Source organism: Rhizobium sp. WSM4643 (genome assembly GCF_025152745.1).
Lineage (GTDB): Bacteria > Pseudomonadota > Alphaproteobacteria > Rhizobiales > Rhizobiaceae > Rhizobium > Rhizobium leguminosarum_I.
The window spans coordinates 3,445,374-3,470,324 of record NZ_CP104040.1 but is presented as its reverse complement, the minus strand read 5'-3'; the positions used below and the strand labels follow the sequence as shown (position 1 = coordinate 3,470,324).

The following is a 24,951-nucleotide window of genomic DNA, read 5'->3' as shown; positions in this document are numbered from 1 at the left end:
GGGAATTGCACATGAATGACAGCCGCCCGATCCGGGCCAAGAGCGGCACCAATCACGAAGGCACCAGCGCGCATAACCGGCGCGTGATGATCGATGCCCTCCGGATCAATGGTGCGCTTTCACGCGCCGATCTGGCGCGGGCGACGCGGCTGACCAAGCAGACGGTGTCGAATATCATCGAGGAACTTGAGCGCGACGGTCTCGTCAGTTCGCAGGAGACGGTGAGGAGGGGCAGAGGCCAGCCGTCAACACCCTACGGCCTGGTTCCCGAGGGCGCCTTTGCGATCGGCCTGCAGATCGACCGGCATGTGACGCGGGCGGTCGCGGTCGATCTCGTCGGCAGCGTTCTCGTGCGGGACGAGGCCGGCCTCCCACCTGGAGGTCCGTCGAACGGGACGAAGGTCATCCTCGACCTCGTCGCCGGCATACGGTCAAAGCTTGCCGGGATCGTCCAGCAGTCGGAAAAGCGGCTGGTTGGTCTCGGCGCCGCCATGCCCGGGCCTTTCGGGGTTGCTGGCAGCGGCGATGATCCTTGGATGATGGAGGCCTGGCAGAAATTTCCGTTGTTGGAAACGCTGACCGCCGGCACCGGGCTCGATGTCGGCCTGCAAAACGATGCGGCGGCGGCGGCGACTGCCGAACGCATGGTGGGAGCTGCCCATGGCCTCGACCACGCCGTCTGCCTCTTTGTCGGCTATGGCATCGGCGCCGGCCTCATTCTGAACGGCGAACTCTACCGCGGCACCAACGGCAATGCCGGCGAGATCGGCATGGCGCTGCTGTTTGCCGACGGCAAATCGACGCCGCTCGAACATCGCGCCTCGCTCGCCTCGCTCTATCAGCATCTATCGGTCGATCCCGCCGATCCTCATCTGCACGCACGTATCAACGATCTTGCCTTGAGAGGCGATCAAAGCATCCACACCTGGGTCGAAGCAGCGGCAGTGGACCTGCGCTGGAGCATCCATCTCATCGAGACGCTGTTCGATCCGCAGACGGTGATCCTCTGCGGCAGCGCGCCGGAAGCGCTGGTGAACAGGTTGATTGCGGCAATCGGCCCGTTGCTGCCGTCGATCGCCGAACGTCGCGGCCGGACGCTGCCGCGCCTGCAGCCCGGCATGGCCGATCCCTGGTCGGTGGCGCTTGGCGCTGCCGCCGGACCGATCAGCCGTGCATTCGATCCGCGTTTTGCGGCGATCCTGAAGGATTCCCTTCAATCCTGAGGCCTAAATCCTGAGGTTGCACACCAGTGCAATGGCGAAAATGCCAGCGTTTTTGCAAGTTTCGTTGCGGCGGAGTAGCCGAATAAAGGCACTCTTTCAGTATAAATAAATATTAAATATCCCCTAAAATTCCATTGTTTTGAATATAGCTGTAAATTATTGGCAATATGCTGAAGCAAGCTTTGAAATTTCTCTAAATATTTCCCTAGGATTTGCGAATAATGGTTGTATGAAGGTTTTATGACAACTGTATTTAGATAATTTCATGTCATGTAATATTCATTGGCCGCGGCAATTTGAACCAGCTAATAGGGCGTGCGCTGAAAGTGCGCGTCCCTTTTACGTTCGAGGTTCTCATGCAAGCCAAGCTTCTCGGCGCCGTTGGCGCCCTTCTCGCTACAGCGTTTCTTGCTGGTCCCGCTGCCGCCGCCGATAAGACCAAGATTGACTTCTGGTTCGGCAATTCCGGTGACATCGCAAAGCGTGTCCAGGAGCAGTGCGATCGCTTCAACCAGTCGCAGGCCGACTACGAAGTCGTCTGCACCAGCCAGGGCAGCTACGACGCGTCCCTGCAGAACACCATTGCTGCGTTCCGCGCCGGCAAGCAGCCGACCATCGCCCAGGTCTCCGACGCCGGCACCCTCGACATCATGCTCTCCGGCGCCTACTACCCGGCCAACAAGCTGATGACCGACATGGGCTATACCGTCGACTGGAAGGACTACTTCTCCGGTATCTCCGGCTACTACGCGACATCGAAGGGCGAGATGTACTCCTTCCCCTTCAACTCCTCGACCGCTCTTCTCTACTGGAACAAGGACGCCTTCGCCAAGATCGGCAAGGATCATGCTCCGGCGACCTGGAAGGAAGCAGGCGAGGACCTCAAGGCTCTGAAGGATGCAGGCTATGCTTGCCCGCTCGGCTTTGACATCTCCAACAACGAAGTCTGGCAGTACATCGAGCAGTTCGAAGCGGTCAACGGCGAAGCGATCGCCACGAAGAAGAACGGTTTTGAAGGTCTCGACGCCGAGCTGGCGTTCAACAAGAACCCGCTTCTCGTCAGCTACGTCAAGGACCTCAAGTCCTGGTACGACAACAAGCTTGCCGTCATCAAGAACAAGGCTGTCGGCCAGACCTTCGTCGAAGCCTTTGCCGCTGGCGATTGCCAGGTCATCCTGACCTCGGTCGGCGACCACGGCAATGTCGGCCGCACCGCCAAACAGGGCATGAACTGGGGCGTTGCCATGCTCCCGACCTACGGCGACGCAACCCGCCACAGCTCTTTCGTCGGCGGCGCTTCGCTCTGGGTTCTGAAGGGTCACTCGGACGCCGAATACAAGGCTGCCGCTGCCTTCTTCAACTTCATCGCAAAGCCGGAAGAAGCTCTTACCTGGTCGACCGTTACCGGCTACATCCCGGTTCGTAACTCCGGCTTCGAATATCTGAAGAAGCAGGGCTTCTACGACAAGGCTCCTTATGCCGGCCGCGAACTCGCCATTCAGAGCCTGACCGCCTCGCCGGCTGGTGACGCGGCTCCGCACGGCATCCGCCTCGGTGGCCTGCTGCAGGTCCGCACCGAAATCGCCAATGGTCTGCAGGCAATCTTCGTCAACAATGCCGATGTCCAGGCTTCGCTCGATAGCGCTGCCGAACGCGGCAACACGCTGCTGCGTCGCTTCCAGCAGACCTACAAGAACGTTCAGCTCCCCTGATCGTTTAATATGAGCCGCACCCGGTCCGCGTTTCGCGCGCCGGGTGCGTACTCGGCCGCGGATGCGAACTCGCCGCCCGCGCCTGAAGCGCGCCGCAATCTTTCAGATTCGCTCCTCGCGCTTTAGACCTTTATTTTGACGCATGTCGTTACCGCAAAACCGCTGCACAGTTTTGCGCGACATGTTTTAAATCGAACCAGGACGAAAACGACCACTCATGGAAAAGCGCGTCACTTTCTCCTCAACGACGATCGGGCTGCTCTTCGCATTTCCGATGCTGTTGCTGATCTTCGTCTTCTTCTATTGGCCGAGCGCGCAGGCGCTCTATTGGGCGTTCACGCTCGAGCAGCCATGGGGCGGCGGTAATGCCTGGGTCGGTTTCGACAATTTCAAACAGCTGCTCACCGACCCGATCTATTGGGACTCGATCACTCGCAGCATGATTTTCGGCTTCAGCTCGACGGCCATTGCCATGGGACTGGCGCTGATCCTGGCGCTTTTGACGGATCGTGAACTGCGCGGCCACAAAGTCTACCGGTCGGTCTTCATCTGGCCTTACGCGATTGCCGCTCCCGCTCTCGGCCTCGCCTTCCGGTTCATCCTGGCGCCGGAGGCCGGCCTTCTGTCAGTCATCAACCACGTCTGGCCCGGCCTCTGGAATCCCGCGCTCGACGGCAAGGATGCTATGATCGCCGTCATCGTCGCCTTCTCCTGGAAGTATATCGGCTACAACTTCATCTTCTTCCTCTCGGCTTTGCAAGGCATTCCGCGCTCGCTGATCGAGGCCGCCGCGATGGATGGTTCGGGGCCGATGCGCCGGATCTGGGATATCCAGCTGCCCCTGCTGACGCCGACGCTGTTCTTCCTGCTCGTCATCAACATCACCGAGAGCTTCCAGGATTCCTTCGGTATCGTCGACGTGATGACGCAGGGTGGCCCGGCGCGCGCCACCGAGCTCATGGTCTACAAGATCTATTTCGACGGCTTCAGAGGTCTCGACTATTCGGGCGCCGCAGCGCAGTCCATCATCCTGATGGTGCTCGTTGTTCTTCTCACCATCTTCCAGTTCCGCTTCATCGAGCGGCGCGTGCACTACAAGTGAGGTCGCGGACATGATCGAACGCACGCCGATATTCAACTTCATCTGCTATAGCCTTCTCGCGCTCGGCATGGTGATCGCGCTTCTGCCTTTCGCCATCGTCATCATCGCCTCGACGCTTGATCTGGAGACGGTCAATCGCGTGCCGCTGCCGCTGATGCCGGGCTCGCATTTCTGGGAAAACGCTGAGACCGCCTGGGTTCGCGCCGATCTCGGCAACAAGCTGTTCCACAGTATCATCTTCGCCGCAACCGTCGGCGCCGGCAAGGTCATGCTGTCTTCCATGGCAGCCTTCTCGATCGTCTACTTCCGCTTCCGCGGCCGGTATGTGATTTTCTGGATCATCTTCATCACGCTGATGCTGCCGCTGGAAGTCCGCATCGTGCCGACCTATTCGATTGCGGCCAACGCGCTGCAGCCTTTCCAGACGATCCTCGACGTCACCGGCATAAGCTGGCTCGTTGCGCAGATCACCGGCTTCCAGATCAAGCTCGAATGGGGCCTGCTGAATTCCTATCCCGGTCTCGTTCTGCCGCTGGTCGCAACCGCGACCGGCACCTTCCTCTACCGGCAGTTCTACCTGACGGTTCCCGACGAGTTGGCCGAGGCTTCGAAGATGGACGGATCGGGCCCGGTCCGGTTCTTCTGGGATATTCTGCTGCCGCTTTCGCGGCCAAATATGATCGCGCTGTTCACGATCATGTTCGTCTGGGCCTGGAACCAGTATCTCTGGCCGCTGCTGATCACCACCGATCCGAAATTCGGTATCGCTGTGACGCAGCTCAAGACCCTCATCCCGTCCGAATTCGGCCTGCCCGACTGGAACGTGGCCATGGCCGGAACCCTGATCATCATGTCGCCGCCATTGATCCTCGTCATTCTGATGCAGCGCTGGTTCGTACGCGGCCTTATCTCCACCGAGAAGTGAAGGAGTATTCCCTTGGCACCGATCTCCATTCGTGGCGTGAAGAAAAACTACGGCAAGACCCCCGTCGTTCACGGCGTCGATCTCGACATCCAGTCGGGCGAGTTCATCGTCATCCTCGGCCCGTCCGGCTGCGGCAAGTCCACGCTGCTGCGCATGATCGCCGGCCTCGAGGAAATCAGCGGCGGTGAAATCGCCATTGACGGCCGCGTCGTCAACCAGCTGGAGCCGCGCGAGCGCGGCTGCGCCATGGTGTTCCAGAACTATGCGCTTTATCCGCATATGAGCGTTGCCGAGAATATCGGCTACGCATTGAAGGTGGCCGGTGTCTCGAAGGCGGAGCGTCAGCGGCGCATCGGCGAGGTCGCCAAGGCGCTCAGCCTCGAACCCTTCCTCGGACGCCGGCCCGCCGCTCTTTCCGGCGGCCAGCGCCAGCGCGTCGCCATGGGGCGGGCGATGATCCGCGAACCGAAGGTATTCCTCTTCGACGAGCCGTTGTCGAACCTCGACGCCAAGCTGCGTATCGCCATGCGCGCCGAAATCCGCCGCCTGCACCGCCGCCTTGGCGCCACGTCGATCTTCGTCACGCATGACCAGACCGAGGCGATGACGCTGGCCGACCGGCTGGTGGTGATGAATGGCGGCAGGGTGGAGCAGGTTGGCACGCCGGAAGAGGTCTATCATCATCCGGTCTCGCGCTTCGTCGCGGGTTTCGTCGGCACGCCGGCGATGAACCTGCTCGAGGGCACGATCAATGACGATGGCGTCTTCGTCTACGATCAAAGCCGCAAGGTCGTGCTGCCGCGCGAGCGCGCCGCACCGCTGAAAGGCAAACGCGTCGTGCTCGGCATGCGCGCCGAGGCCGCCCGGCTGGTCGCCCCGGATGCTCCCGGCGCCCTGATCGCTACCGCCGATTTCATCGAGGAGCTCGGCGCAAGCCGCGTCGTCCACGCCGATTTCGACGGGCTGCCCTTTGCCGTGGCGCTGACTGAGGCCGTGAAGGTGAAGTCGGGCGATCCGATCGGCATCGCGATCGATTACAACCAGATCCACCTCTATGCCGCCGATACCGGCCGGATTATCGAGAACCCTGTTATGAACGGCGCAGACGCCGTCAACGCTTGAAGGCGTCTGCGATGATTCTTGCAGAGCGTTTGGCGGCGTAAGGGTCTGCGCACATTGCGGAAATTACTCTAACGGTGGATCGGATCGATCCACGCAACGTCTTCCGGCTTTTCGACCGGTTCGATGTCGAGGTTAACGACGACCGGTTCCTGGCCTGAGCGGACGAGAACGCATTCCAGCGTCTCGTCGCGGCTGGCGTTGATCTCCTGATGCGGCACATAGGGCGGAACGTAGATGAAGTCGCCGGGGCCGGCCTCGGCGGTATATTCCAGATGCTCGCCCCAGCGCATGCGGGCCTTGCCCCTGACCACGTAGATGATGCTTTCGAGATCGCCATGGTGATGAGCGCCGGTCTTGGCGTTGGCATGGATCGTCACCGTGCCGGCCCAGATTTTCTCGGCCCCGGCGCGCGCGTTGTTGATCGCAGTCGCGCGGTTCATGCCCGGCGTCTGCGCGGTGTTCGGATCGAGCGAATTGCCGGGAATGACCTTGACGCCATGTTCACGCCAATCGACATGATGCTGCTCGTGGTCGTCGCTCATGCCTTGCCTCCAGCTTCGATTTGGTCAGTCTAGGCGTGAGGCAGGCAGCGGCCAAGCAGATTTGCCGCTGTACAGCCCACAATATCTCGGCGCCGCGATAGCTTCTGCGCACAAACGAAAGAACGGACCCGATGAGCCACCTCCCGCAAATCGACTACGACACCGCTTCGGAAGAGGTTCGTGCGGCGCATGACGAGGAAGTCAGGCGGCGCGGCCGGATGACCAATATGAAGCGTACGCTGCTGCATTCGCCGGCCGCCCACCGCATTTATGCCGAATGGTTCACGCTGCGCGCCGAACTCGATCCCGCGATCAACGACCGGGCGATCTGGATATTCTCGCATGCGATCTCGAAGGCAGCCAGATCGAAGATCGCTATCACCTTCTTCCGCCGGGCGCTGATGAACAAGGGTTTCGATCCCGACGCGCTGGAGCTTTCCGACGAGGAAGCGCTGCTCGACGCTTTCGGCAAGGCGATCGTCGCCGATTCCAACGCCGTTCCCGTCGAACACTGGGCAAAGCTGAAACAGCGCTATGAGACCAAGGTGCTCGTCGACCTCGTCGCTTTCGCCGGCATCATGCTGGCCACCGCCGTCTTCAACAATGTCGTCGAGGTTGATTTCGATCCCGAGCTTGAAGGCTTTGCCGAAGGCGCCAGTTCATCCGCATCCTGAAATTTCAGCTATTGAGCGGCAGGATCAGCACGTCGCGCGGCGGCACCTCGATGCCACTATTGCCGATATGGCCGATCGGCCAGACGGCCTGACTTTGGGCAAGCGTCCCTTGGGCGAGCGTTACCTCAGTCTTCTGCGCCGTTCGCGTCGGATTGACTAGCCAGAGGAAGCTGCCCTTTTCTCCCTCGTGGATACGGGCGAAGAGTGCGGCATTCGACAGCGTCACATGGCGCTTCGTCCCGCTCCATCTCAATAGCTCAGCGAAGAAAGCGCCGTTCGCCTTCCCCTGCGTGCGGTAATAGGCCACGGAAGGATTGGTGCCGATCAACAGCGTGCGGCCCTTGCCATAGGCGTTTTCGACGACGGCAAGACGGCCGTCGGTGAAGTGGCCGCGTCCTGTTCCGCCGGTCAGCCGATAAGACTGTAGGAAGCCGCCGCCGTCGACGGCTGCGCCGTCCAGATCGAAATGGATGCGGTCGCCGATATCGGGCATGAACTCGACCTCTTCCTCTCGCGCGCCGAATACCTCGTCGAGGCCCATATTCGGCTGAACGGTGCCGACATGGCCGCGATCGCCGAAATAGCCGGGGCATGCTTCGGCAATCAGCGTGCCGCCGTTTTCGACCCAGGCTTTCAGGCGGTTCGCCTGTTCTGATGTGAACATGATCGGATAGGGGAAATAGAGGAAATCATAGGCCGCGATATCGTCGATATGCACCCAGTCCGGCTGCACGCCATTTTCAAGGAAGGCGCGATAGGCGCCCCACATGGCCTCGGGATAGGGTTTCTCCTTGCGGTCATGGTTCAGGAGGTAATCAAACTCTTGCGTTTCGCGAACGACAAGGATGCCGACCTCGCCGCGAACGGGCTTTGCCTCCCAGAGGGGAGCCTGCGCCCGGTCGTTTGCCCATTTCGCCATGGCGCTTGCCATATCGGAGCGCGGCGTGCGCGAGCCGTCCATGCCGTAGGAGCCGAACGCGCCGAAGAGCGGGCCATCGAGCAGCGGGCGCCAGCGCAGATTGATCACGCCGCGGGCGCCGCCGGCAAGCGAGGTCATGCTCCAGAGGCGGATATCCTCGGGCTCGGCGACGCGGCCATCCTCCTTGTCGCGGCCGATCACCTGCGGCTGCAGCCAGAGCGGCCCGCCCTGGCGCTCGGCATGCCAGAAGGGCTTGCCGCGGGCGGCGGCGCGGTTGATATCGACGCCATACCAGTTCTTCCAGGCTTCCGAGCCCTTGCGCGCCTGGATCCAGGTGAAGCCGTAAACCTCGACCTTGGAGGCGGCGAGCCAGTCGTCGCAGCCGTTGGCCGCCATGTTGGGAATTGCGCCGGATATGCCATGAGCAGCGATGGTATTCTTCTGGTCGACGGCGCGGATCGTATCGATGCGCCACTGCATCTGGTCGTAGAAATTGTCGCGCTTGAACTGCAGCCAGTCGATGCATTCCGGATAGGGCGCCATGTGCACCGGCGGCTCGATATCCTCCCATTCGGCATAGCTGTAGCGGTACCAGGCTTTCGCCAGGACCTTCAGGCTGCCGTACTTCTTCTCCAGCCATTTGCGAAAGGCTGATTTGGCAAAGGGGCTGTAATCGACATAGGCGGAATAGTTGCACTCGTTCCAGACGTCATAGCCATAGATCGCCGGATGATCCTTGTAGCGGGTAGCGAGTGCGGTCAGGAATTTGCCGGCGGCTTCCTTCACTTCGGCGCAGTTCAGCGTCAGGGCGCCGGCACCGCCGCCATTGTTGGAGAAGCCACCGGTTGCCGACGAGACGCCCATGTAGGAACCGAGTTTGGTGCCGTCGGCATTGACCTGCAAAGCATGAGCATATTTGCGCACTGCCCAGTCCGGCACGGCATGAATCAACTCGGCGATAACGGTCTTGATGCCGTTTGCGGCGGCAAGGTCCATCTGGCGGTCGTATTCTTCCCAGTCGTAGACGCCGGGGGCGGTTTCGATCGCGCTCCACATGAACCAGTGGCGGAAGATGTTGAGGCCGTCTTGCCCAGCGGTGGCGTAGTCGCGTTCCCAATCCACGCGGGGCGGATTCGACTTGCGGAAATAGACGGCGCCGTAGGGCAGCTGGATATCTTTGTTGAGCATTTCTGGTCCTTTTCTATCAATGTCCGGACATGGCTCCGCCGCCCGGAGAGGAGGTTCCGGCAATCGGCAATCGAAGATGTCGTGCGATTGTTCTAAAAAGAGTGGATCTAGCGCGGCCCTCCGGCGAGGAGTTCCAGGGTGCGGATGAGGGCGGAATGGTCGCGTTCGCCGTCGCCATTGGCGATCGCGGCATTCATCAACTGCTGCGTGGCGGCCGTGTTCGGCAGCGACAGATCAAGTGCGCGGGCGGCATCGACGGCAAGCGTCATGTCCTTGCGGTGCAGGCGGATGCGGAATCCGGGCTCGAAGGTCTCCTTGACCATGCGCTCTCCATGCACTTCGAGGATGCGCGAAGCGGCAAACCCGCCCATCAGCGCGGAGCGGACCTTTTCCGGATCAGCACCGGCCTTCCTGGCAAACAGCAGCGCTTCGCCAACCGCCTCGATCGTCAGGCCGACGATGATCTGGTTGGCGACCTTCGCCGTCTGGCCGTCGCCGCTACCGCCGACATAGGTGATGTTCTTGCCCATATTTTCGAAAAGCGACCTGGCGCGTTCGAAAGCTTGCTCCTTGCCGCCGACCATGATCGTCAGCGAGGCGGCCTTGGCGCCGACCTCCCCGCCGGAAACCGGGGCATCGAGGTAATCGCAGCCGAGCGCCTCGATGCGTTTGCCGAAAGTCTTGGTGGCGACCGGCGAGATCGAGCTCATGTCGATAACCTGCTTGCCCTGGGAAAGGCCGGCGGCGACGCCGTCTTCGCCGAACAGAACCGCCTCGACATCTGGTGTATCCGGCAGCATCAGGATGACGATGTCGGAAGCGTGCGCCACCGCCCCGGCGCTTGCGGCGGCTTTGCCGCCCTTGTCGACAAGATGCTGCGAGATTTCCTTCACCCGGCTCAGATGCAGCGAGTGGCCGGCGTCGATCAGGTGTTCCGCCATCGGGCGGCCCATGACGCCCAGTCCGATAAATCCGATGTTCATGCTGTCCTCGCTGACTTCAGATAGGGTTTCATCCAGCCGAGGCCTTCGCTGGTGCCGGATTTCGGCTTGTACTCGCAGCCCACCCAGCCGTCGTAGCGGAGGCGGTCGAGTTCGGAGAGGATGAAGCCGTAATTGATCTCGCCGGTCCCGGGTTCGCCCCGGCCGGGATTGTCGGCGATCTGCACATGGGCGATCTTCTCCTTCAGCCTTGTGAAGGTCGGGATCAGGTCGCCCTGCATAATCTGCATGTGGTAGAAATCATACTGGATATAGAGGTTGTCGGAGCCGACCCGGTCGAGGATGCGTTCGGCATGGGCGGTCGTCGACAGGAGGAAGCCTGGAATATCGCGCAGGTTGATCGGCTCGATCAGCAGCCGGACGCCGGCGTCGGCACAACGCTTTGCAGCATATTTCAGATTGTCGACCAGCACCGTTTCCAGCGTTTGAAGGTCCGCACCCCTAGGCACCAGACCGGAGATGACATTCACCTGCCGGCAATCGAGCGCTGCGGCATAATCGAGCGCCAGTGCCACTCCGTTGCGGAACTCGTCTACGCGCTTCGGTAAGCAGGCGATGCCGCGCTCGCCGCCGGCCCAGTCGCCTGATGGCACGTTGAAGAGCGCCTGTTTCAGGCCGCTCGCCATCAGCGCATCGGCGACCTTCTCCTTCGGCTCGGCATAGGGGCCGAGATATTCGAGGGCGCCGAAGCCGTCCTTTGCGGCTGCCGTGAAGCGGTCGAGAAAGGGCAGGTCCTGGTAGAGGAAGGAAAGGTTGGCGGAAAATTTCGGCACGGGATCGTCCTTAGATATTGGCGGGCGCGACGAAACGATGCCGGTGCAGCATGCGCTTGTCGCGGGGGTCGGGATTGGGAACGGCGGATATGAGGCTCTTGGTATAGGCCTCCTCGGGAGCGGTGCAGATCTGTTCGGCCTCGCCAAGTTCGACGATTTTGCCGCGATGCATGACGGCGACGCGATCGCAGAAATAACGCACCACCGAAATATCGTGCGAAATGAAGATGAAGCTCAGGTTCAGCCGCTGACGGATATCGAGTAGCAGGTCGAGGATCTGGCTGCGGATCGAGACGTCGAGTGCCGACGTTGCCTCGTCGGCGATGATGATGCGGGGGTCGAGAGCAAGGGCGCGGGCGATGCCGATGCGCTGGCGCTGGCCGCCGGAGAAGGCATGGGGATAACGCTCCATGCCCATCGGGTCGAGGCCGACGAGGCGCATCAGTTCGGCGACGCGGTCCTCCAGCGCCTTGCCCTTGGCCAGCCCGTTGACAACAAGCGGATCACCGATCACCTCCTTGACGGTCATGCGCGGATTGAGTGAGGCGAAGGGATCCTGGAAAACCAGGCGGACCTCGCGGTGGAAGGTGCGAAGCTCGCGTTTCGTCAGCTTGGTGACGTCGATCTCGCTACCGTCCCTGCCGCGATAGCTGATGCTGCCCGATGTCGGCTCGACGGTGCGCAGGATGAGCCGGCCGAGCGTCGTCTTGCCGGAGCCGCTTTCACCGACAATGCCGAGGTTTTCGCCCGGATAAAGATCGAAGCTGGCGTCGTCGACGGCGCGCAGCGTATTGGCCTTGCCGTGCCAACCGTAGATCTTGCCGAGGTTGCGGACGGACAGGATCGGCTGCGGTACCTGCGGCGACAGCGCCACGGCGGGCAGCCGCCCTTCGACATGGTGGGTGAGCTTGACCGTCGAGGCCAGCAGTTGGCGGGTATAGGGATGCTCGGCGGCGTGATAGATCGCATCCACCGGGCCGTGCTCGACGATGCGGCCGAAACGCATGACGGCGACATCATCGGCCACTTCGGCGACGATCCCCATGTCATGGGTGATGAGCAGCATGGCCATCCCGCGTTCGACCTGCAACCGCTTGATCAGGTCAAGGATTTCTGCCTGGGTGGTGACGTCGAGCGCCGTCGTCGGTTCGTCGGCGATGAGAATGTCGGGATTGCCGGCAAGCGCCATGGCGATCATGGCGCGCTGGCGCATTCCGCCGGAGAACTCGAAGGTGTAGCGGTCGGCCATCTTGTCCGGGTTCGGAATTTCGACCTGGCGCAGCAGCTCGATGGTCCTTTCGCGGGCTGCATGCTGATCAAGATTGCTGTGCAGGCGCACGGCCTCGATGATCTGCGAACCGATGGTATGGACCGGTGACAGCGAGCTCATCGGCTCCTGGAAGATCAGGCCGATGCGGCGGCCGCGGATGGCGCGCATCGCCCGATCCGACGGTTTCAGCGCGGCGATGTCGGCGATCCCGTCGCCGTTATTGAGCAGGATGCGGCCGGAAACGATGCTGCCGGGGCTGTCGACGATCTGCAGCAGCGAGCGGGCGGTGACGCTTTTACCGGATCCGCTCTCGCCGACGAGACAGAGCGTCTCACCGCGCTTCAGCTCGAAGCTGACATTTTCGACGGCGTGCAGGATGTGGGTGCGCAGCCGGAAATCGATCGAGAGGTTTTCGATGGAGAGAACGACGTCGTCTGAAAGATCGGTCATGGTTTCCTCCTCAATTGTCGTAGGGGTCGGCGGCATCGCGCAGGCCGTCGCCGAAGAAATTGAAGGACAGGACGGCGACGACGACCGCGAGCGACGGCCAGATCAGGAGCCACGGCGCGGTGGCGACGGTGCGGATGTTCTGGGCGTCCTGCAGCAGCACGCCCCAGCTGACGACCGGCGGCTTGAGACCGATGCCGAGGAAGGAAAGCGAGGTCTCGGCGACGATCATGGTCGGCACGGCCAGTGTCACGACCGCAAGGATGTGGCTCGTCAGCGACGGCAGGATGTGGCGGAAGATCAGCCGTGCTTCGCTCGATCCGTCGAGCCGGGCGGCGACGACGAAATCCTCGCTGCGCAGCGCCAGGAACCGGCCGCGCACCTCCCGCGCCAGGCTGGTCCAGCCGAGCAGCGAGACAATGATCGTGATGACGAAATAGACATTGACCGGCGACCATGTCAGCGGGATCGCCGCCGCCAGGCCGAGCCATAGCGGGATGGTCGGCATGGCGCTGACGACCTCGATGACGCGCTGGATCAGCGTATCGACCCAGCCGCCGTAGAAGCCGGAGATGGATCCGAGCACGACGCCCAGGATCAGCGACATGGCGACGCCGACGAGGCCGATCGACATGGATACGCGTGTGCCGTAGACGAGGCGCGAGAAGACGTCGCGGCCGAGCCGGTCGGCACCGAGCAGATACATCGGGTCGTTCTGGTTGAGGGGGCCGATCAGGTGGCGGTTCATCGGGATCAGGCCCCAGAGATCGTAGGCCGCGCCTTTGACGAAGAAGCCGATCGGGACGACCTTGGTGTCGTCGACGACGAAGGTGCGGCGCAGCGCCACCTTGTCGATCTCGACCTTGTAGCCCTTCACATGGAAATTGAACTCCGAGCTGCCGTCCGGCTTTTCGACGAAGAAGCTGAAGCCCTGCGGCGGGGCATAGGTATATTGCGGCCGCGAGGTCATCGGCAAAGCCGGCGCCAGGAATTCGGCGAAGAGGCCAACCAGATAGAGGAAGAGGATGATGGCGCCGGCCACCATCGCCACCTTCTGGCGGATCAGTTTGCCGGCGACCAGCCGCCAGGGGCCGATCGCGGCGGTCGAGACGGTCTTGCCCTGTTTCAGCGGGCTGATCGACGGGCCATCGGCAACAGTGTGAAGCGGACCAGCGTGGTTTCCGAAGGTTTCGTGCGTGCTCATCGCATTCCCCTCAATTGAACCGGATGCGCGGATCGAGCAGCGCCAGCAACAGATCCGACAGCAGCATGCCGACGAGGGTCAGCGCGCTCAAAAGCAGGATGAAACTGCCGGCGAGGTACATGTCCTGCGAGATCAGTGCGCGGAAAAGCAGCGGCCCGGCGGTCGGCAGGTTCAGCACGATGGCGGTGATCGTCACGCCGGAGACGAGATGCGGCAGCACCCAGCCGATCGCCGAGACGAAGGGATTGAGCGCGATTCTGACCGGATATTTCAAGATGACCTTGTATTCCGGCAGTCCCTTGGCGCGGGCGGTGACGACATAGGGCTTGTGCAGTTCGTCGGTCAGGTTGGCGCGCAGGATGCGGATCATTGCTGCCGTTCCCGATGCGCCGATGATGATGATCGGGATCCAGAGATGGGCGAGGAAATCACCAACCTTGGCGAGGCTCCAGGGCGCCTCGGCATATTCCGGCGAAATCAGCCCGCCGACGCTCTGGCCGAGATATCTATAGGCGATGTACATCAGCGTCAGCGCCAGGATGAAGTTCGGCACAGCAAGGCCGATGAAGCCGAGGAAGGTGAAGACATGGTCGCCAACGGAGTGGCGGCGGACAGCGGAATAGATGCCGATCGGCAAAGCGACGATCCAGACGAAGAGCAGGCTCAGGAGCGAGATCACCAGCGTCGAGCCCATGCGAGCCCAGATCAGCCCGGAGACGGGCTGGCCCCACTCGAAGGAGTAGCCGAAGTCGCCGCGGCTGACGATGCCCCAGATCCATTTCAGATATTGGACATAGAAGGGGTCGTCGAAGCCGTAGATTTCCTTCAGCCGCTCGATCTGCGCGGGATCGACGGTCTGGCCGCTGTCGCTCATGGTGGCGATCATCGACGTCAGATAGTCACCTGGTGGCAACTGGATGATCAGGAACGAGATCAGCGACATGCCGAACAGGGTCGGGATCATGTAGAGCACGCGCTTGAAGATATAGCCAAGCATCGAAACGTTTCTCCTCCGGTCGGGAACGCCGTGACGCGCTTCCCCGGATCTTTACCCACCTTCGGCCCTCCAGGCCGAAAGCGCTCCTTCGTCGCGTGTCATCTCATTTCCAGGTAAGATGCAGGACCTCCAGCCGATCGATACCAGGCACCTCCACCTGCGCGCGGCCATTCCCGAAGCTGAAGTTTGCGGCGCGGTCGGCAACGACGAGCCAAGCCTTTGCCAGCGATCGGCCCTCCGGAATCTCCACCGAAACGGTCTGCGCTGCCAGAGGGTAATTGTCGCGGATCGGGCCTTTCATCATCATCGGGTTGGTGAGGTTGAAGAGGCTGACTGCCAGGCCCCCATCGTTTTCGCGCAGCGCCAGATCGACGACCCCCTTGCCCTTGACGGTGACACGCGGCGTCTTGCCGAGTGCCCAATGAACGGCGTTGGCGATGAGCCGCGCATGATCGACGGCAAAGACCTCCCAGAAGATCTCGCCGATGTTCCAGGGGATGTAGACCGTGCGGCCACCCTTGCCAGTCTCGCGGGCGATGACGGCAGCACCTTTCGGGGCCTCACGCGGATAGACCTCTTCCATCGGCAGATCGGGAAAGTCGGGGATGTAGAGGAAGGGTGTCTTCGCATCGACCGACGGTTCGGCGTGGATCAGGCGGGTGCCGCCCATGATCCGCTCGGCGCCGTCGAAACCCCGATTGATCGGGTGATCGCCAGAAAGGGCGACATAGGTGTTCTTGACGATGCCGCGCGGGCCGGAGACGTATCTGGCGCCGAGGACGTCGGCAAGGCCGAATTCGGGGCGCTTCTTGCCGAATTCGTCGCGCAGCGATGTCTCATAGGAGGCAATGACGCTGCCGCCGCGAGCGACATAGGCGCGGATTGCGGCGTTCTGGGCATCCGAAAGGCAGGAGGCGTTGGCGAGAATGATTAGCTTGAAGCGGTCGAGGCTCTCTTCGGTCAGCACCTGGTCCGAGAGCAACTCGAAGGGCAGGCGGGCTTCGACGAGGGCATGATAGAGACCGAGATCGTGTTTTTCGGCGGAATGCCGCTCTTCCGGCGCCCAATGGCGCAGCGTCGTCGAGGGATCGACGACAGCGATTTCGGCGGTCGGCTTCATGCTTTCCAGCACGGGCTCGACGGCTGCCTGCAGGCCGAATGCGTCGGCCACCGGCTCGACCCAGCGTTTGTCGGGCACGACACCGTTGAATTTGGTGAACCAGGCGTAGAGGCCGTGGGCAGTGCCGTCGTTGATCCAGAGCTGCATCTCCTCACCCGAGGTGACGGCGTCCTTCCAGCGATATTCCTCCTCCGGGCCGATCGAGGTGATCAGCACGACCGGGCGGTCGGGGAAGGTGGCGCGGATGCGCTTGCCGTTGCGGCCTGCCGACCAGCCGAGCTCCAGGCCCTTTCGGCCCTGATGGTCGACGACGAGGAAGGGGCAGTGCCTGGCGATGACCGAGAGATCGAATTCCATCAGCGAAGCGCCACCCATGTTCGGAATGAAGCTCGCATGCGGGCGGATCGCTTTGACGGCATCGTCCCATCGCGCGATCATGTCTGTCAGCACGCGGCGGCGCCATTGCACCCAGGCCTGCCAGGCCGGATCCTCGGCATCGGGCTTCTTCGGCAGAGCATGGCCGGACATGTCCTTGAAGCGGCGGCCGCTGTCTTCGCTATAATCGACGCCGTGGCCCTGCCAGCGATTGGCGAAGACCGCATCGACATCGTATTTGCGGACGATCTCCTTGACCACCTCAGGCATGAAGACGCTGTTGTAGTCGCCATAGGCATTGGTCACCCAGACATCGGGATAGGCCCAGTGGCGGCGCGGGGTTCCGTCGGCATTGATCATCACCCATTCCGGATGGGCTTTGGCGGCATCGTCATGGATCGCATGCGGGTCAACGCGGGCCATGACATGCATGTCGAGCTTGCGGGCGGCATCGACGAGCGAGCCGAAGATATCCTTGTCGCCGAGATATTTGCTGACATAGTGGTAGGGCACGTCGCTGGGATAATAGGCGATGTAACCGCCGGCGCTGAGGCAGACCGCGTTCGACTTCGTACGCTTGAACACGTCGATCCAGAAGGCCGGATCGTATTTCTCCGGGTCGTCTTCCACGAAAGTCAGCTGGGTCCAGCGGGTCGCGGTCTTGAACCAGTCCGGCGTCCTCAGCGCGTGGGTGTTCCGTTTCCTGGCATCGAGCATCGTCTTCATCCAATCATTGGCAAAAGAAAAACCTCGGCGCCAACCGGAAGGGCCGGCGCCTAGCATGCATCATGGGGAATGGGCCATCAGGCCTTATAGAACTGCTCCGGCATCGTCGGAGCGGGCGTCGGCCAGCCGAAGGAGTTCGGCATGATCTTGGTAATGTTCTTCATGTTGTTCTTGACGATGCCGTAGCCGTCGGGCGGCAGCGAGATGCCGAAGACATAAAAATTGTCGGCGGCGCCTTGCAGGATCTGCTTCATGACTTCGCGCTGGCCTGATGAGTCGGACGTCGCCTTCAGCTTGTCGTAGAGCGCAAGCTGGCTCTTCGTGCTTTCCGGCGGTTCCTCGGCATTGGCATTGGCGCGGTCGCGATACCAGAGTTGCCAGGCCGGGGCATACATGGCGTTGGCATCGGTCGGCACGTAATAGCGCGGGTCCAGCATGGCGGCGACGCCGCCATTGGCGCCGAACTGGTGGGCGGTCGCATCGAAATCACGGCCCTGGCGGACGCGCGTCTCCCAGAGCGAACGGTCCATCGAGCGCATCTGCGCATCGATCCCGACCGCCTGGAACATCGGAATGACCAGCTGGAAGAGATCGAGGAAGACGGCGCGCGCCTGGTCGATCTCGAAGATGATCGTCAGGCGGCGGCCCTTTTCGTCGAGGCGGAAGTTCTGGTCGTCGCGCTTCGGCACGAGCTGGTCGAGCATGGCATTTGCCTTGTCGACGTCATAGGCGGTGAACTGGGTGGCGAGCTGCTCATTGTAAAGCGGGTCTTCCTTCTTGATCGACGGCTGGGCAGGCGCGCCCTGGCCAACGAGCACGGCATCGATCAGCGACTGCCGGTCGAGCGCGGTCGAGAGTGCCGCGCGGAAATCCTTGTTCCGGAAGAGCGTCCGCTTGGTCTCGTCGTTGTGGTTCAGGTTGAAGATGAAATTCATCACATTGGCTTCGGTCGAAGTCAGCGTGTAGAAATCATAGCCGCCCTGCTCACGCGCATCGTAGAGAACCGATTTGTTGTTCGGCGTGGCGATATACTGGTCCATCAGGTCGACTTCGCCCTGCATGGCCTTCAGCAGCAGAACCTGCGGGTCGGCGACCATCTGGTAGACGATGCGGTCCATATAGGGCAGCTGGTTGCCCTCGGTATCGACCTTCCAATAGTAGGGATTGCGCTCGGCAACGGCGCGTTCGGTGTTTTCGCCGGGTGCTATGGTGAACATCCAGGCATGCACGCAGGGCTTCTTCGAGGAGTTCAAGAAGAAGGCGTTGTCGTCCTGGAAACCGGCGGCCGCCTGGAAGGAGGCGATCCAGCTTTCGAAGCCGCGTTGCTTGGCGAGTTCATCGGCCTTCGGATTGAAGTCCATGTGGAACTGCTCGAGATAATGCTTTGGCGTGCGCGTCGTCTGGTCGTTGTTTGCCCAGGCGACCTGCAGCGGGAAAAGACCGTTCGGCTTGTCGAAGGTGACCTTGAAGGTCTGCTCGTCGACGATCTCCAGCTTGGCCGGCTTGCCGCCGGACTTCCAATGATCCTGGCCGACGAAGGCGACGCGCTTGTCGGTAAAGACGGTGTCGTACCAGAACTTGATGTCGGCAGTGGTGTAGGGATGACCGTCCGACCATTTCATTCCCTTGCGCAGGCGGATCGTATAGACTCTGGAATCGGCGTCACCCTCAAAAGACTCGGCAACGTTCAGCGTCACGCCTGACCAGTCGGGGGTGTAGCGCAGCAGCGGTTCGTAGGCCTGGTAGCGAAACAGCATCGACAGCGACCCGCCGCCAACCAGCGCCATGTTCCAGTCGCCGCCGTATTTGCCGACGCTTTCGACCGGTTTGATGACGAGCGGATTTTCAGGAAGCCGGTCCTTCAGACCCGGCAGGGCGCCGCTCGACACCTTCGTTTTCAGGATATCCGCTTCCTTGAAGTCAGCGGCGAAAACCGGCAGGGCCGGTAATATCAGGGCGGCCGACGTCCCGGCCAGAAACGCACGTCGTTTCAGCTTGATCATAGGGATCTCCTCCAAAAATCCGTGCCCTTATCATTATTTTTGCTGTGGGCTTGGATGGAGAAAAGATTACATTTGGATATTGTTAGGTAAAGCGTTATGTTTACGTTAGTGTATAAATTTGCTTTACCGGCGCGATTGCTATAGCCAGCGCGCATCAATCGAACGCTGAGGTGCCACGTGGGAAGCAGGGGCCGGGTTACATTGCAGACGATCGCGCGGGAGGTCGGCCTGTCGAAATACGCGGTGTCGCGCTCACTTGCCGGCAAGAGCGGCGTCAGCGAAGAAACGCGCGCGCTGATCCGCGAGACGGCGCAGCGCCTCGGCTATATCAAGCCTGCCGGGCAGGGTACTGCCGGCGAGGTCGCGGTCGTCTTTCACGATCTCGATGCCGTCAACAGTGAGCTCTATATGCAGGTGCAGAACGGTGTGCAGCGCGAGGCTCATCGGCTCGGCATGACGCTACGCGTACGCTGGACCCATGATTCCGGCCAGTTGGAAGAGCTGGCGCGCACTTGCGACGGGCTGATGCTCGTCGGTCCGCACGCTCGTGAGGCTGTGGCGGCGGTGAGTGCCACCGGCGTTCCGATCGTGCGTTTCGGCTGGGTCGATGCGCTTGAGCAGATAGACCATGTCGGCGGCACCGACCATGAGGCAGGGCAGGCGGTGGTAGAGTATCTGGTTGGGCTCGGCCATCGGTCCATTGTTTACGTCTATGGCATGCCGGGCCTGCGGGGACGCCAAGAGCGGCATTACGGCGCCCGCGAAGTCGCCGAACGTTATCCTGACGTTGCGCTTCATGTTATGCAGTTCGACGAGCAGAACGGCTTCGCGACGGCCTACCAGGCACTGAAGCAAAGGGGCATCCGGCCAACGGCTTTTTTCTGCGCCCATGACGGGCTGGCACTGACCGTGGTTTCCGAGCTGCTTGGTCAGGGATACCGCATTCCCGACGATATTTCGGTCGTCGGTTTCGGCGACTACTCGCCGGCAACGCAGATCTCACCGGCGCTGACGACGGTGAGGATGGAGGGGCAGGAGTGCGGGGCCGTCGGGCTGCGGCTCTTGCTCGAGCGCATCGAGAATCCACGCCTCCCCGGCATGCCGGCGCGGCGCATCATGATTGCCTCGCGCATTATCGAGCGCCGCTCTGCCGGACCCTGCAAGGCGGTGGCAAGCGTCGATGCCGCCGAGGTTTAACCGCCGAGCGAAGCAATCGCGGCCTTGACTGCGTCCGCGCCGGGCCTGGTCGGCCGGTACTCCAGACCGACGGCGCCGTCGTAACCGTTGGCGAAGATCCAGCCGAGGCGTAGAGCAAGGTCGATGCTGCCGGAGCCCGGCTCGTTGCGGCCGGGGTGATCGGCGACATGGACGTGGATGATACGGTCGAGACGGCCGTTCAGCACGTCTTCGCTGCGCTCGTCCATCACGGCGGAATGGTAGATGTCGTAGACGATGCCGATCTCGGGGCGAGCGACGTCGTCGATGATGTCGAGGCCTTCGCGGGTCGAATCGAGGAAATAGCCGATATGGTCGATGCGGATATTGAGCGGCTCGACGCCGAGGCGCACACCGCTGCCTTTGAGGATATCGGCGCCGGCTCTCAGCGTTTCGGTGAGCGCCCGGCGCTGTTCTTCGCGGCTCAAGCCCGGGAGATCGTCGCCCGCCTGGGCAATTAGCACCGGCGCGCCGAGACGCTTCGCGGCAGTCACGGATTCGGCAAGGCCTTTGAGCCAGACCTGCCGGTTGGCGGCGTCGGTCAGTGCGATCATCGGTTCGGCGACGAGGCTGGAGACGGCAAGGCCGGTTTCCTTCAGCGCCGCCTCGATCGCATTCAGATCCTTGTCGGTCCAGCGCCAGAATTCGATCGCCGTCAGGCCGGCTGCATGGGCGCGGCGGATGCGATCGGGAAAGCTGTCGCCCTCTTCGGCAAACAGCCACTCTATGCAGGCTGAATAACGTCGCATCAAAACTCCTCCCATCCGTTGATGCAGGCATGCGACAGATCGGCGTCTGCCGCAAGAGGAGTGCAGGCGCTTGACGCCCGGTATTCATTGGCGGAACACTCAGCACATCAGGCCGGGATCTCCGGCCGTTTTGCGGAGGAAGACATGGATCTCGGATTGAAGGGAAAGACTGCCGTCATAACAGGTGCGTCGGTCGGCATCGGACTGGCGATCGCCGAGGGATTGGCGGCCGAGGGCGCCGACCTCGTGCTGGCAGCACGCGGCGGCGAACGGCTCGAGGCGGAAGCCGCCCGTATCGCCGAGACGTACGGCGTCAGCGCCGCCGCTGTCGCGGCCGATGTGGCGACGGTTGCGGGAACCGAGGCGATCATCGCGGCGGCGGCCGCAAAAGGCGGCGCCGACATCCTCATCAACAATGCCGGCACCGGATCGAACGAGACGGTGATGGAGGCGCCCGACGAGAAGTGGCAGACCTATTGGGACCTGCATGTGATGGCCGCCGTGCGGCTGGCGCGCGGCATCGCGCCGCAGATGAAGGAACGCGGCGGCGGAGTGATCCTGCACAACGCCTCGATCTGCGCTGTCCAGCCACTCTGGTACGAGCCGATCTACAACGTCAGCAAGTCGGCGCTGATGATGTTTTCGAAGACGCTCTCGACCGAACTCATCAAGGACAATATCCGTGTCAACTGTGTCAATGCCGGCCTGATCCTGACGCCCGACTGGATCAAGACCGCCAAGCAATTGACCGCCGAAACCGGCGGCAACTGGGAGGGCTATCTGCAGAGCGTCGCCAACGAGCACGCCGCCTCCAAACGGTTCGGCACGCCGGAGGAGCTGGCCAACGTCTTTGTCTTCCTCAGTTCGGAGCGTGCGAGCTATTGCATCGGCTCGACCTATTTCGTCGACGGCGGCATGCTGAAGACGATCTGACCGAGGTGAGCGGAAAGCGCGCGGCGGCCGGTCTTTGTCAAGGCTGCCGTGCGGGCCTGTGGATGTTGCCGATACAAGCTATAAATAATAGCTATTTTGTTGTATGTTCACGCTTTTGACGCTATTTGCCTGCTATTGGCAGGATAATACTGCGATTTCTACAAGGCGACGACGATGCTGACGAAAAAGGGAAAATACGGGCTGAAGGCGCTGGTCGACCTGGCGCGGCTGGCGCCGGGTGAGACCGCCTTCATCAACGACATCGCGGCCCGCAACAATATCCCGAAGAAGTTTCTCGATACGATCCTGCTCGAACTGCGCAATGTCGGCATCCTGCGCTCGAAAAAGGGACCGGGCGGCGGCTATTCCCTGTCGCGGCCGGCCTCCGAAATCCGCATCGGCCATGTCATCCGCACGCTCGACGGGCCCCTAGCGCCCATCCGTTGCGCCAGCCGAACGGCTTACGAGGCCTGCGACGACTGTGCCGATCCGGAAACCTGTCAGGTGCGGCGCTCGATGACCGACGTTCGGGACGCGATCGCCGCCATTCTCGACAATATGACCCTTGAGCAATTCGTCGCCGGCGGTGGCCGCGTCGACGGTACGGCGGAAGAATTCCCGATCTCCGCCGCCAGCTGATTAGGCGCCGCCAACCTTCGACATATATTCGCCTGCGGCATGCACCAGTTTATCGTGCGGCAGCGATAGCGCGTGAATGCGGGCATTGCGCCAATGGCGGTCGAGATTGAGCCCGATGCCGGCCGATGTTTCCCCTGCAAGTTCAAACAGCGCGTTTGCGGTGTCGAGCGCCGTTTCCCCGGCAAGGATTGCGGCGGCCGAGGCGGAAAAATGCGCGTCCGCCATCGCTGCCTCAACAGGATTGACCTGGGCAATGTCGAGTTTGCGCCCAGCCCGTTCCAAGGCTGCCGCTGTCGCTTCGATACGGATGGCGCGGCCGCCGATTCGCGGGAGGACGGTCGCGCTGCGATCGCCAATCGCGGTCATCAGGTCGCTCCATGCGGCCCGCGCGATGCCCAGGCTGACGCCGGCCTTGAGCAGCAGGCCGAGCGAGATGCCGGTCGAATATCCGGACGAGGGGGCAGGGGCAATCGCATCGGCATTGACATGAAGTGTGGCGACGATCACCGTCGCTGATCCGTTGGTGCGCTGGCCGAAGCCGTCCCAATCGTCGACCACCTGCACGCCTTCGTCAGCCCGTGCAAGGTAGAGCGTCACCGGGCGGCTGGGCGGGGCGGTGGCGGCAGCGGCGATCCAGTCGGCGAATAGAATACCGGGCGCCTGTCGCGTGCGCCCACTCAGGCGGTAGCCCGGGCCTTCGGCCGCAAGCGCAGCTCCGTCGGTGAAGGCGGCGCCCGAAAAGCGGTCGCCGAGCAGCACGCGGGCAAACAGCGATGCCTTCAAATCTTCGGCAGCCTGGGTGCGGAGGGTTTCCAGCATGCAAAAATGATTTTCCAGCGCCTCGCCGATCGAAGGATCGCCCTCGGCGATGATTGCAACGATTTCGGCGAGCAAGGCGTTCGACACGTCGAGCCCTTGGTGGTCGGGCGGCACCGCGATTGCAGTCAGCCCCGATACCGACAGCGCATCAAGCTCGGCAAAGGGTAGGATGCGGTTGATATCGCGCTCGCTCGCGTGATGCCGGAATGCGGCGGCGAGGTCGCGGGCCGTGGATATCGCCTCCTCTTCGCTTTCGATGCGATGCGCGGGAGCTCTCAGGCTCTGATGAAATTGCGATACCGTTCCCATCGGTCACTCTTTTCTCGACGGATATAGGAGTGAGGGATTGCCCCTCGAATGATAAGGCCGGTTTTTCTACAAAACCCGAAAGCTTTGAATTTTCTTACCAGCTTGATTGCGTTGTCCTTCACTCTACTTACGGTGAACCAGGGCTATCGAGAAATATGATGAGCGACTCTCGTGCTCGCAACAGCGAGGTTTCGAAAATGGCACGCCAGCCGAGACCGCGTCTGACGCTGGATATTGCCGCTATCCCAACCTATGCGATCGGCGACATTCACGGTCGGTATGATCTGCTTGTGAAGGCCGAGGAGGCGATCCTGCGTGATGGCGCGCAGTTGCCCGGGCGCAAGCTGATCGTCACGCTCGGGGACTATGTCGACCGCGGCCCGGAATCGTCCCAGGTCATTGACCACCTGATGGAGCCGCCGCCTGATGGATTCGATCGCATCTGCCTTGCCGGCAATCACGAAGTCGCCATGCTCGACTATATCGACGGCTGGACCTCCTATGACGATTGGATGCAGATGGGGTCGGCGGAGTCGCTCAAATCCTATGGCCTCGATCCGGAGCACCTGCCGTTGGTCTTTCCCTCCGGCGCGAAGCTTGATGCCTTCATCCGCCAGTCGCTGCCGCGCACGCATATCGATTTCATGCGGGCGATGCCCGTCCTGCTGGAGACCCCGAACGTGATTTTCGTGCATGCGGGCATCAATCCGAAGCTGCCGCTCAGCGAGCAGACGGACGAGGATCTGGTCCTCATCCGCCAGCGGTTTCTCGAAAGCCGGGTGCCGTTGCCGAAACTCGTCGTTCACGGTCACACGCCGAACGATGAACCCGACATACGGCCGAGGCGGCTCAATCTCGATACGCGCGCCTATCGCAGCGGCAAGCTCACCGTCGCCCGCCTGTGGCAAGGCCAAGTGCATCTGTTTTCGACCTGACTTCCGTTTCTCCTGCCGGTGGGGTCGTG

21 protein-coding genes are annotated in these 24,951 nt (G+C 61.8%); 10 read left to right on the top strand and 11 right to left on the bottom strand.

Annotated features, from left to right (window positions below):
• Positions 1–11 precede the first annotated feature (11 nt).
• The 5 genes from N1937_RS17355 to N1937_RS17335 all read left to right on the top strand — a co-directional run bounded on the left by N1937_RS17355 (position 12) and on the right by N1937_RS17335 (position 6,084).
• Positions 12–1,223: an ROK family transcriptional regulator gene (locus N1937_RS17355; protein WP_017965894.1), complete on the top strand. Its 1,212-nt coding sequence runs from the start codon at positions 12–14 to the stop codon at positions 1,221–1,223.
• A gap of 356 nt (positions 1,224–1,579) precedes the next feature.
• On the top strand, positions 1,580–2,935 hold the full coding sequence (locus N1937_RS17350) for an extracellular solute-binding protein (RefSeq protein ID WP_260056614.1): 1,356 nt from the start codon (positions 1,580–1,582) through the stop codon (positions 2,933–2,935).
• A 217-nt stretch (positions 2,936–3,152) separates the two neighbouring features.
• Entirely contained in the window at positions 3,153–4,037 is an 885-nt protein-coding gene (locus tag N1937_RS17345; protein WP_017965892.1) for a carbohydrate ABC transporter permease, read from the top strand.
• A 10-nt stretch (positions 4,038–4,047) separates the two neighbouring features.
• Positions 4,048–4,962, top strand: coding sequence for an ABC transporter permease subunit (locus N1937_RS17340; protein WP_260056613.1), 915 nt, complete (start codon positions 4,048–4,050; stop codon positions 4,960–4,962).
• 12 nt (positions 4,963–4,974) lie between these two features.
• Complete coding sequence (locus N1937_RS17335) at positions 4,975–6,084, top strand: sn-glycerol-3-phosphate import ATP-binding protein UgpC (RefSeq protein ID WP_260056612.1); 1,110 nt, start codon at positions 4,975–4,977, stop codon at positions 6,082–6,084.
• Between the two features lie 68 nt (positions 6,085–6,152).
• Here N1937_RS17335 and N1937_RS17330 read toward each other — a convergent pair whose 3' ends face one another.
• On the bottom strand, positions 6,153–6,626 hold the full coding sequence (locus N1937_RS17330) for a cupin domain-containing protein (RefSeq protein ID WP_260056611.1): 474 nt from the start codon (positions 6,624–6,626) through the stop codon (positions 6,153–6,155).
• Positions 6,627–6,757: 131 nt separating this feature from the next.
• On the opposite strand from N1937_RS17330, the gene N1937_RS17325 reads away from it, so the two are divergent.
• A complete protein-coding gene (locus N1937_RS17325; protein WP_170261649.1) occupies positions 6,758–7,300 on the top strand; it encodes a hypothetical protein in 543 nt (180 codons plus the stop codon).
• Positions 7,301–7,304: 4 nt separating this feature from the next.
• Here N1937_RS17325 and N1937_RS17320 read toward each other — a convergent pair whose 3' ends face one another.
• The 8 genes from N1937_RS17320 to N1937_RS17285 all read right to left on the bottom strand — a co-directional run bounded on the left by N1937_RS17320 (position 7,305) and on the right by N1937_RS17285 (position 19,323).
• Positions 7,305–9,407 carry a beta-galactosidase gene (locus tag N1937_RS17320; RefSeq protein WP_162117921.1) on the bottom strand — a complete coding sequence of 701 codons (2,103 nt, stop codon included), beginning with the start codon at positions 9,405–9,407 and terminating at the stop codon, positions 7,305–7,307.
• 107 nt (positions 9,408–9,514) lie between these two features.
• Positions 9,515–10,390, bottom strand: coding sequence for a 2-hydroxy-3-oxopropionate reductase (locus N1937_RS17315; protein WP_260056610.1), 876 nt, complete (start codon positions 10,388–10,390; stop codon positions 9,515–9,517).
• The gene (otnI, locus tag N1937_RS17310) at positions 10,387–11,181 is read right to left on the bottom strand and encodes a 2-oxo-tetronate isomerase (RefSeq protein WP_162117923.1); all 795 of its coding nucleotides are present in this window, start codon (positions 11,179–11,181) and stop codon (positions 10,387–10,389) included. Before otnI ends, N1937_RS17315 begins: the two co-directional genes overlap by 4 nt.
• 10 nt (positions 11,182–11,191) lie before the next feature.
• Positions 11,192–12,901, bottom strand: coding sequence for an ABC transporter ATP-binding protein (locus N1937_RS17305; protein WP_222295752.1), 1,710 nt, complete (start codon positions 12,899–12,901; stop codon positions 11,192–11,194).
• A 10-nt stretch (positions 12,902–12,911) separates the two neighbouring features.
• Entirely contained in the window at positions 12,912–14,102 is a 1,191-nt protein-coding gene (locus N1937_RS17300; RefSeq protein ID WP_017961798.1) for an ABC transporter permease, read from the bottom strand.
• Positions 14,103–14,112: 10 nt separating this feature from the next.
• Positions 14,113–15,099: an ABC transporter permease gene (locus N1937_RS17295; RefSeq protein WP_222386808.1), complete on the bottom strand. Its 987-nt coding sequence runs from the start codon at positions 15,097–15,099 to the stop codon at positions 14,113–14,115.
• Between the two features lie 103 nt (positions 15,100–15,202).
• A complete protein-coding gene (locus N1937_RS17290; RefSeq protein ID WP_170257938.1) occupies positions 15,203–17,311 on the bottom strand; it encodes an alpha-amylase family protein in 2,109 nt (702 codons plus the stop codon).
• Between the two features lie 86 nt (positions 17,312–17,397).
• Positions 17,398–19,323 (bottom strand): ABC transporter substrate-binding protein, encoded by a 1,926-nt coding sequence (locus N1937_RS17285; RefSeq protein ID WP_260056609.1) that lies wholly within the window; start codon positions 19,321–19,323, stop codon positions 17,398–17,400.
• 177 nt (positions 19,324–19,500) lie between these two features.
• Here N1937_RS17285 and N1937_RS17280 point away from each other — a divergent pair, with 177 nt between their 5' ends.
• On the top strand, positions 19,501–20,520 hold the full coding sequence (locus N1937_RS17280) for a LacI family DNA-binding transcriptional regulator (protein ID WP_017965879.1): 1,020 nt from the start codon (positions 19,501–19,503) through the stop codon (positions 20,518–20,520).
• On the opposite strand, the gene N1937_RS17275 is transcribed toward N1937_RS17280, so the two are convergent.
• Positions 20,517–21,287: a TIM barrel protein gene (locus N1937_RS17275; RefSeq protein WP_017965878.1), complete on the bottom strand. Its 771-nt coding sequence runs from the start codon at positions 21,285–21,287 to the stop codon at positions 20,517–20,519. The two genes, N1937_RS17280 and N1937_RS17275, sit on opposite strands and share 4 nt — an antisense overlap.
• Before the next feature lie 144 nt (positions 21,288–21,431).
• On the opposite strand from N1937_RS17275, the gene N1937_RS17270 reads away from it, so the two are divergent.
• Together N1937_RS17270 and N1937_RS17265 are read left to right on the top strand one after the other, a co-directional pair.
• Complete coding sequence (locus tag N1937_RS17270) at positions 21,432–22,220, top strand: SDR family NAD(P)-dependent oxidoreductase (protein ID WP_017965877.1); 789 nt, start codon at positions 21,432–21,434, stop codon at positions 22,218–22,220.
• Positions 22,221–22,394: 174 nt separating this feature from the next.
• Positions 22,395–22,859 (top strand): RrF2 family transcriptional regulator, encoded by a 465-nt coding sequence (locus N1937_RS17265; protein ID WP_017965876.1) that lies wholly within the window; start codon positions 22,395–22,397, stop codon positions 22,857–22,859.
• On the opposite strand, the gene N1937_RS17260 is transcribed toward N1937_RS17265, so the two are convergent.
• Positions 22,860–23,987, bottom strand: a complete 1,128-nt coding sequence (locus N1937_RS17260) for a monooxygenase (protein ID WP_017965875.1) — start codon at positions 23,985–23,987, stop codon at positions 22,860–22,862.
• A gap of 158 nt (positions 23,988–24,145) precedes the next feature.
• Here N1937_RS17260 and N1937_RS17255 point away from each other — a divergent pair, with 158 nt between their 5' ends.
• A complete protein-coding gene (locus N1937_RS17255; RefSeq protein WP_017965874.1) occupies positions 24,146–24,922 on the top strand; it encodes a metallophosphoesterase family protein in 777 nt (258 codons plus the stop codon).
• The last annotated feature ends 29 nt before the right edge of the window (positions 24,923–24,951 follow it).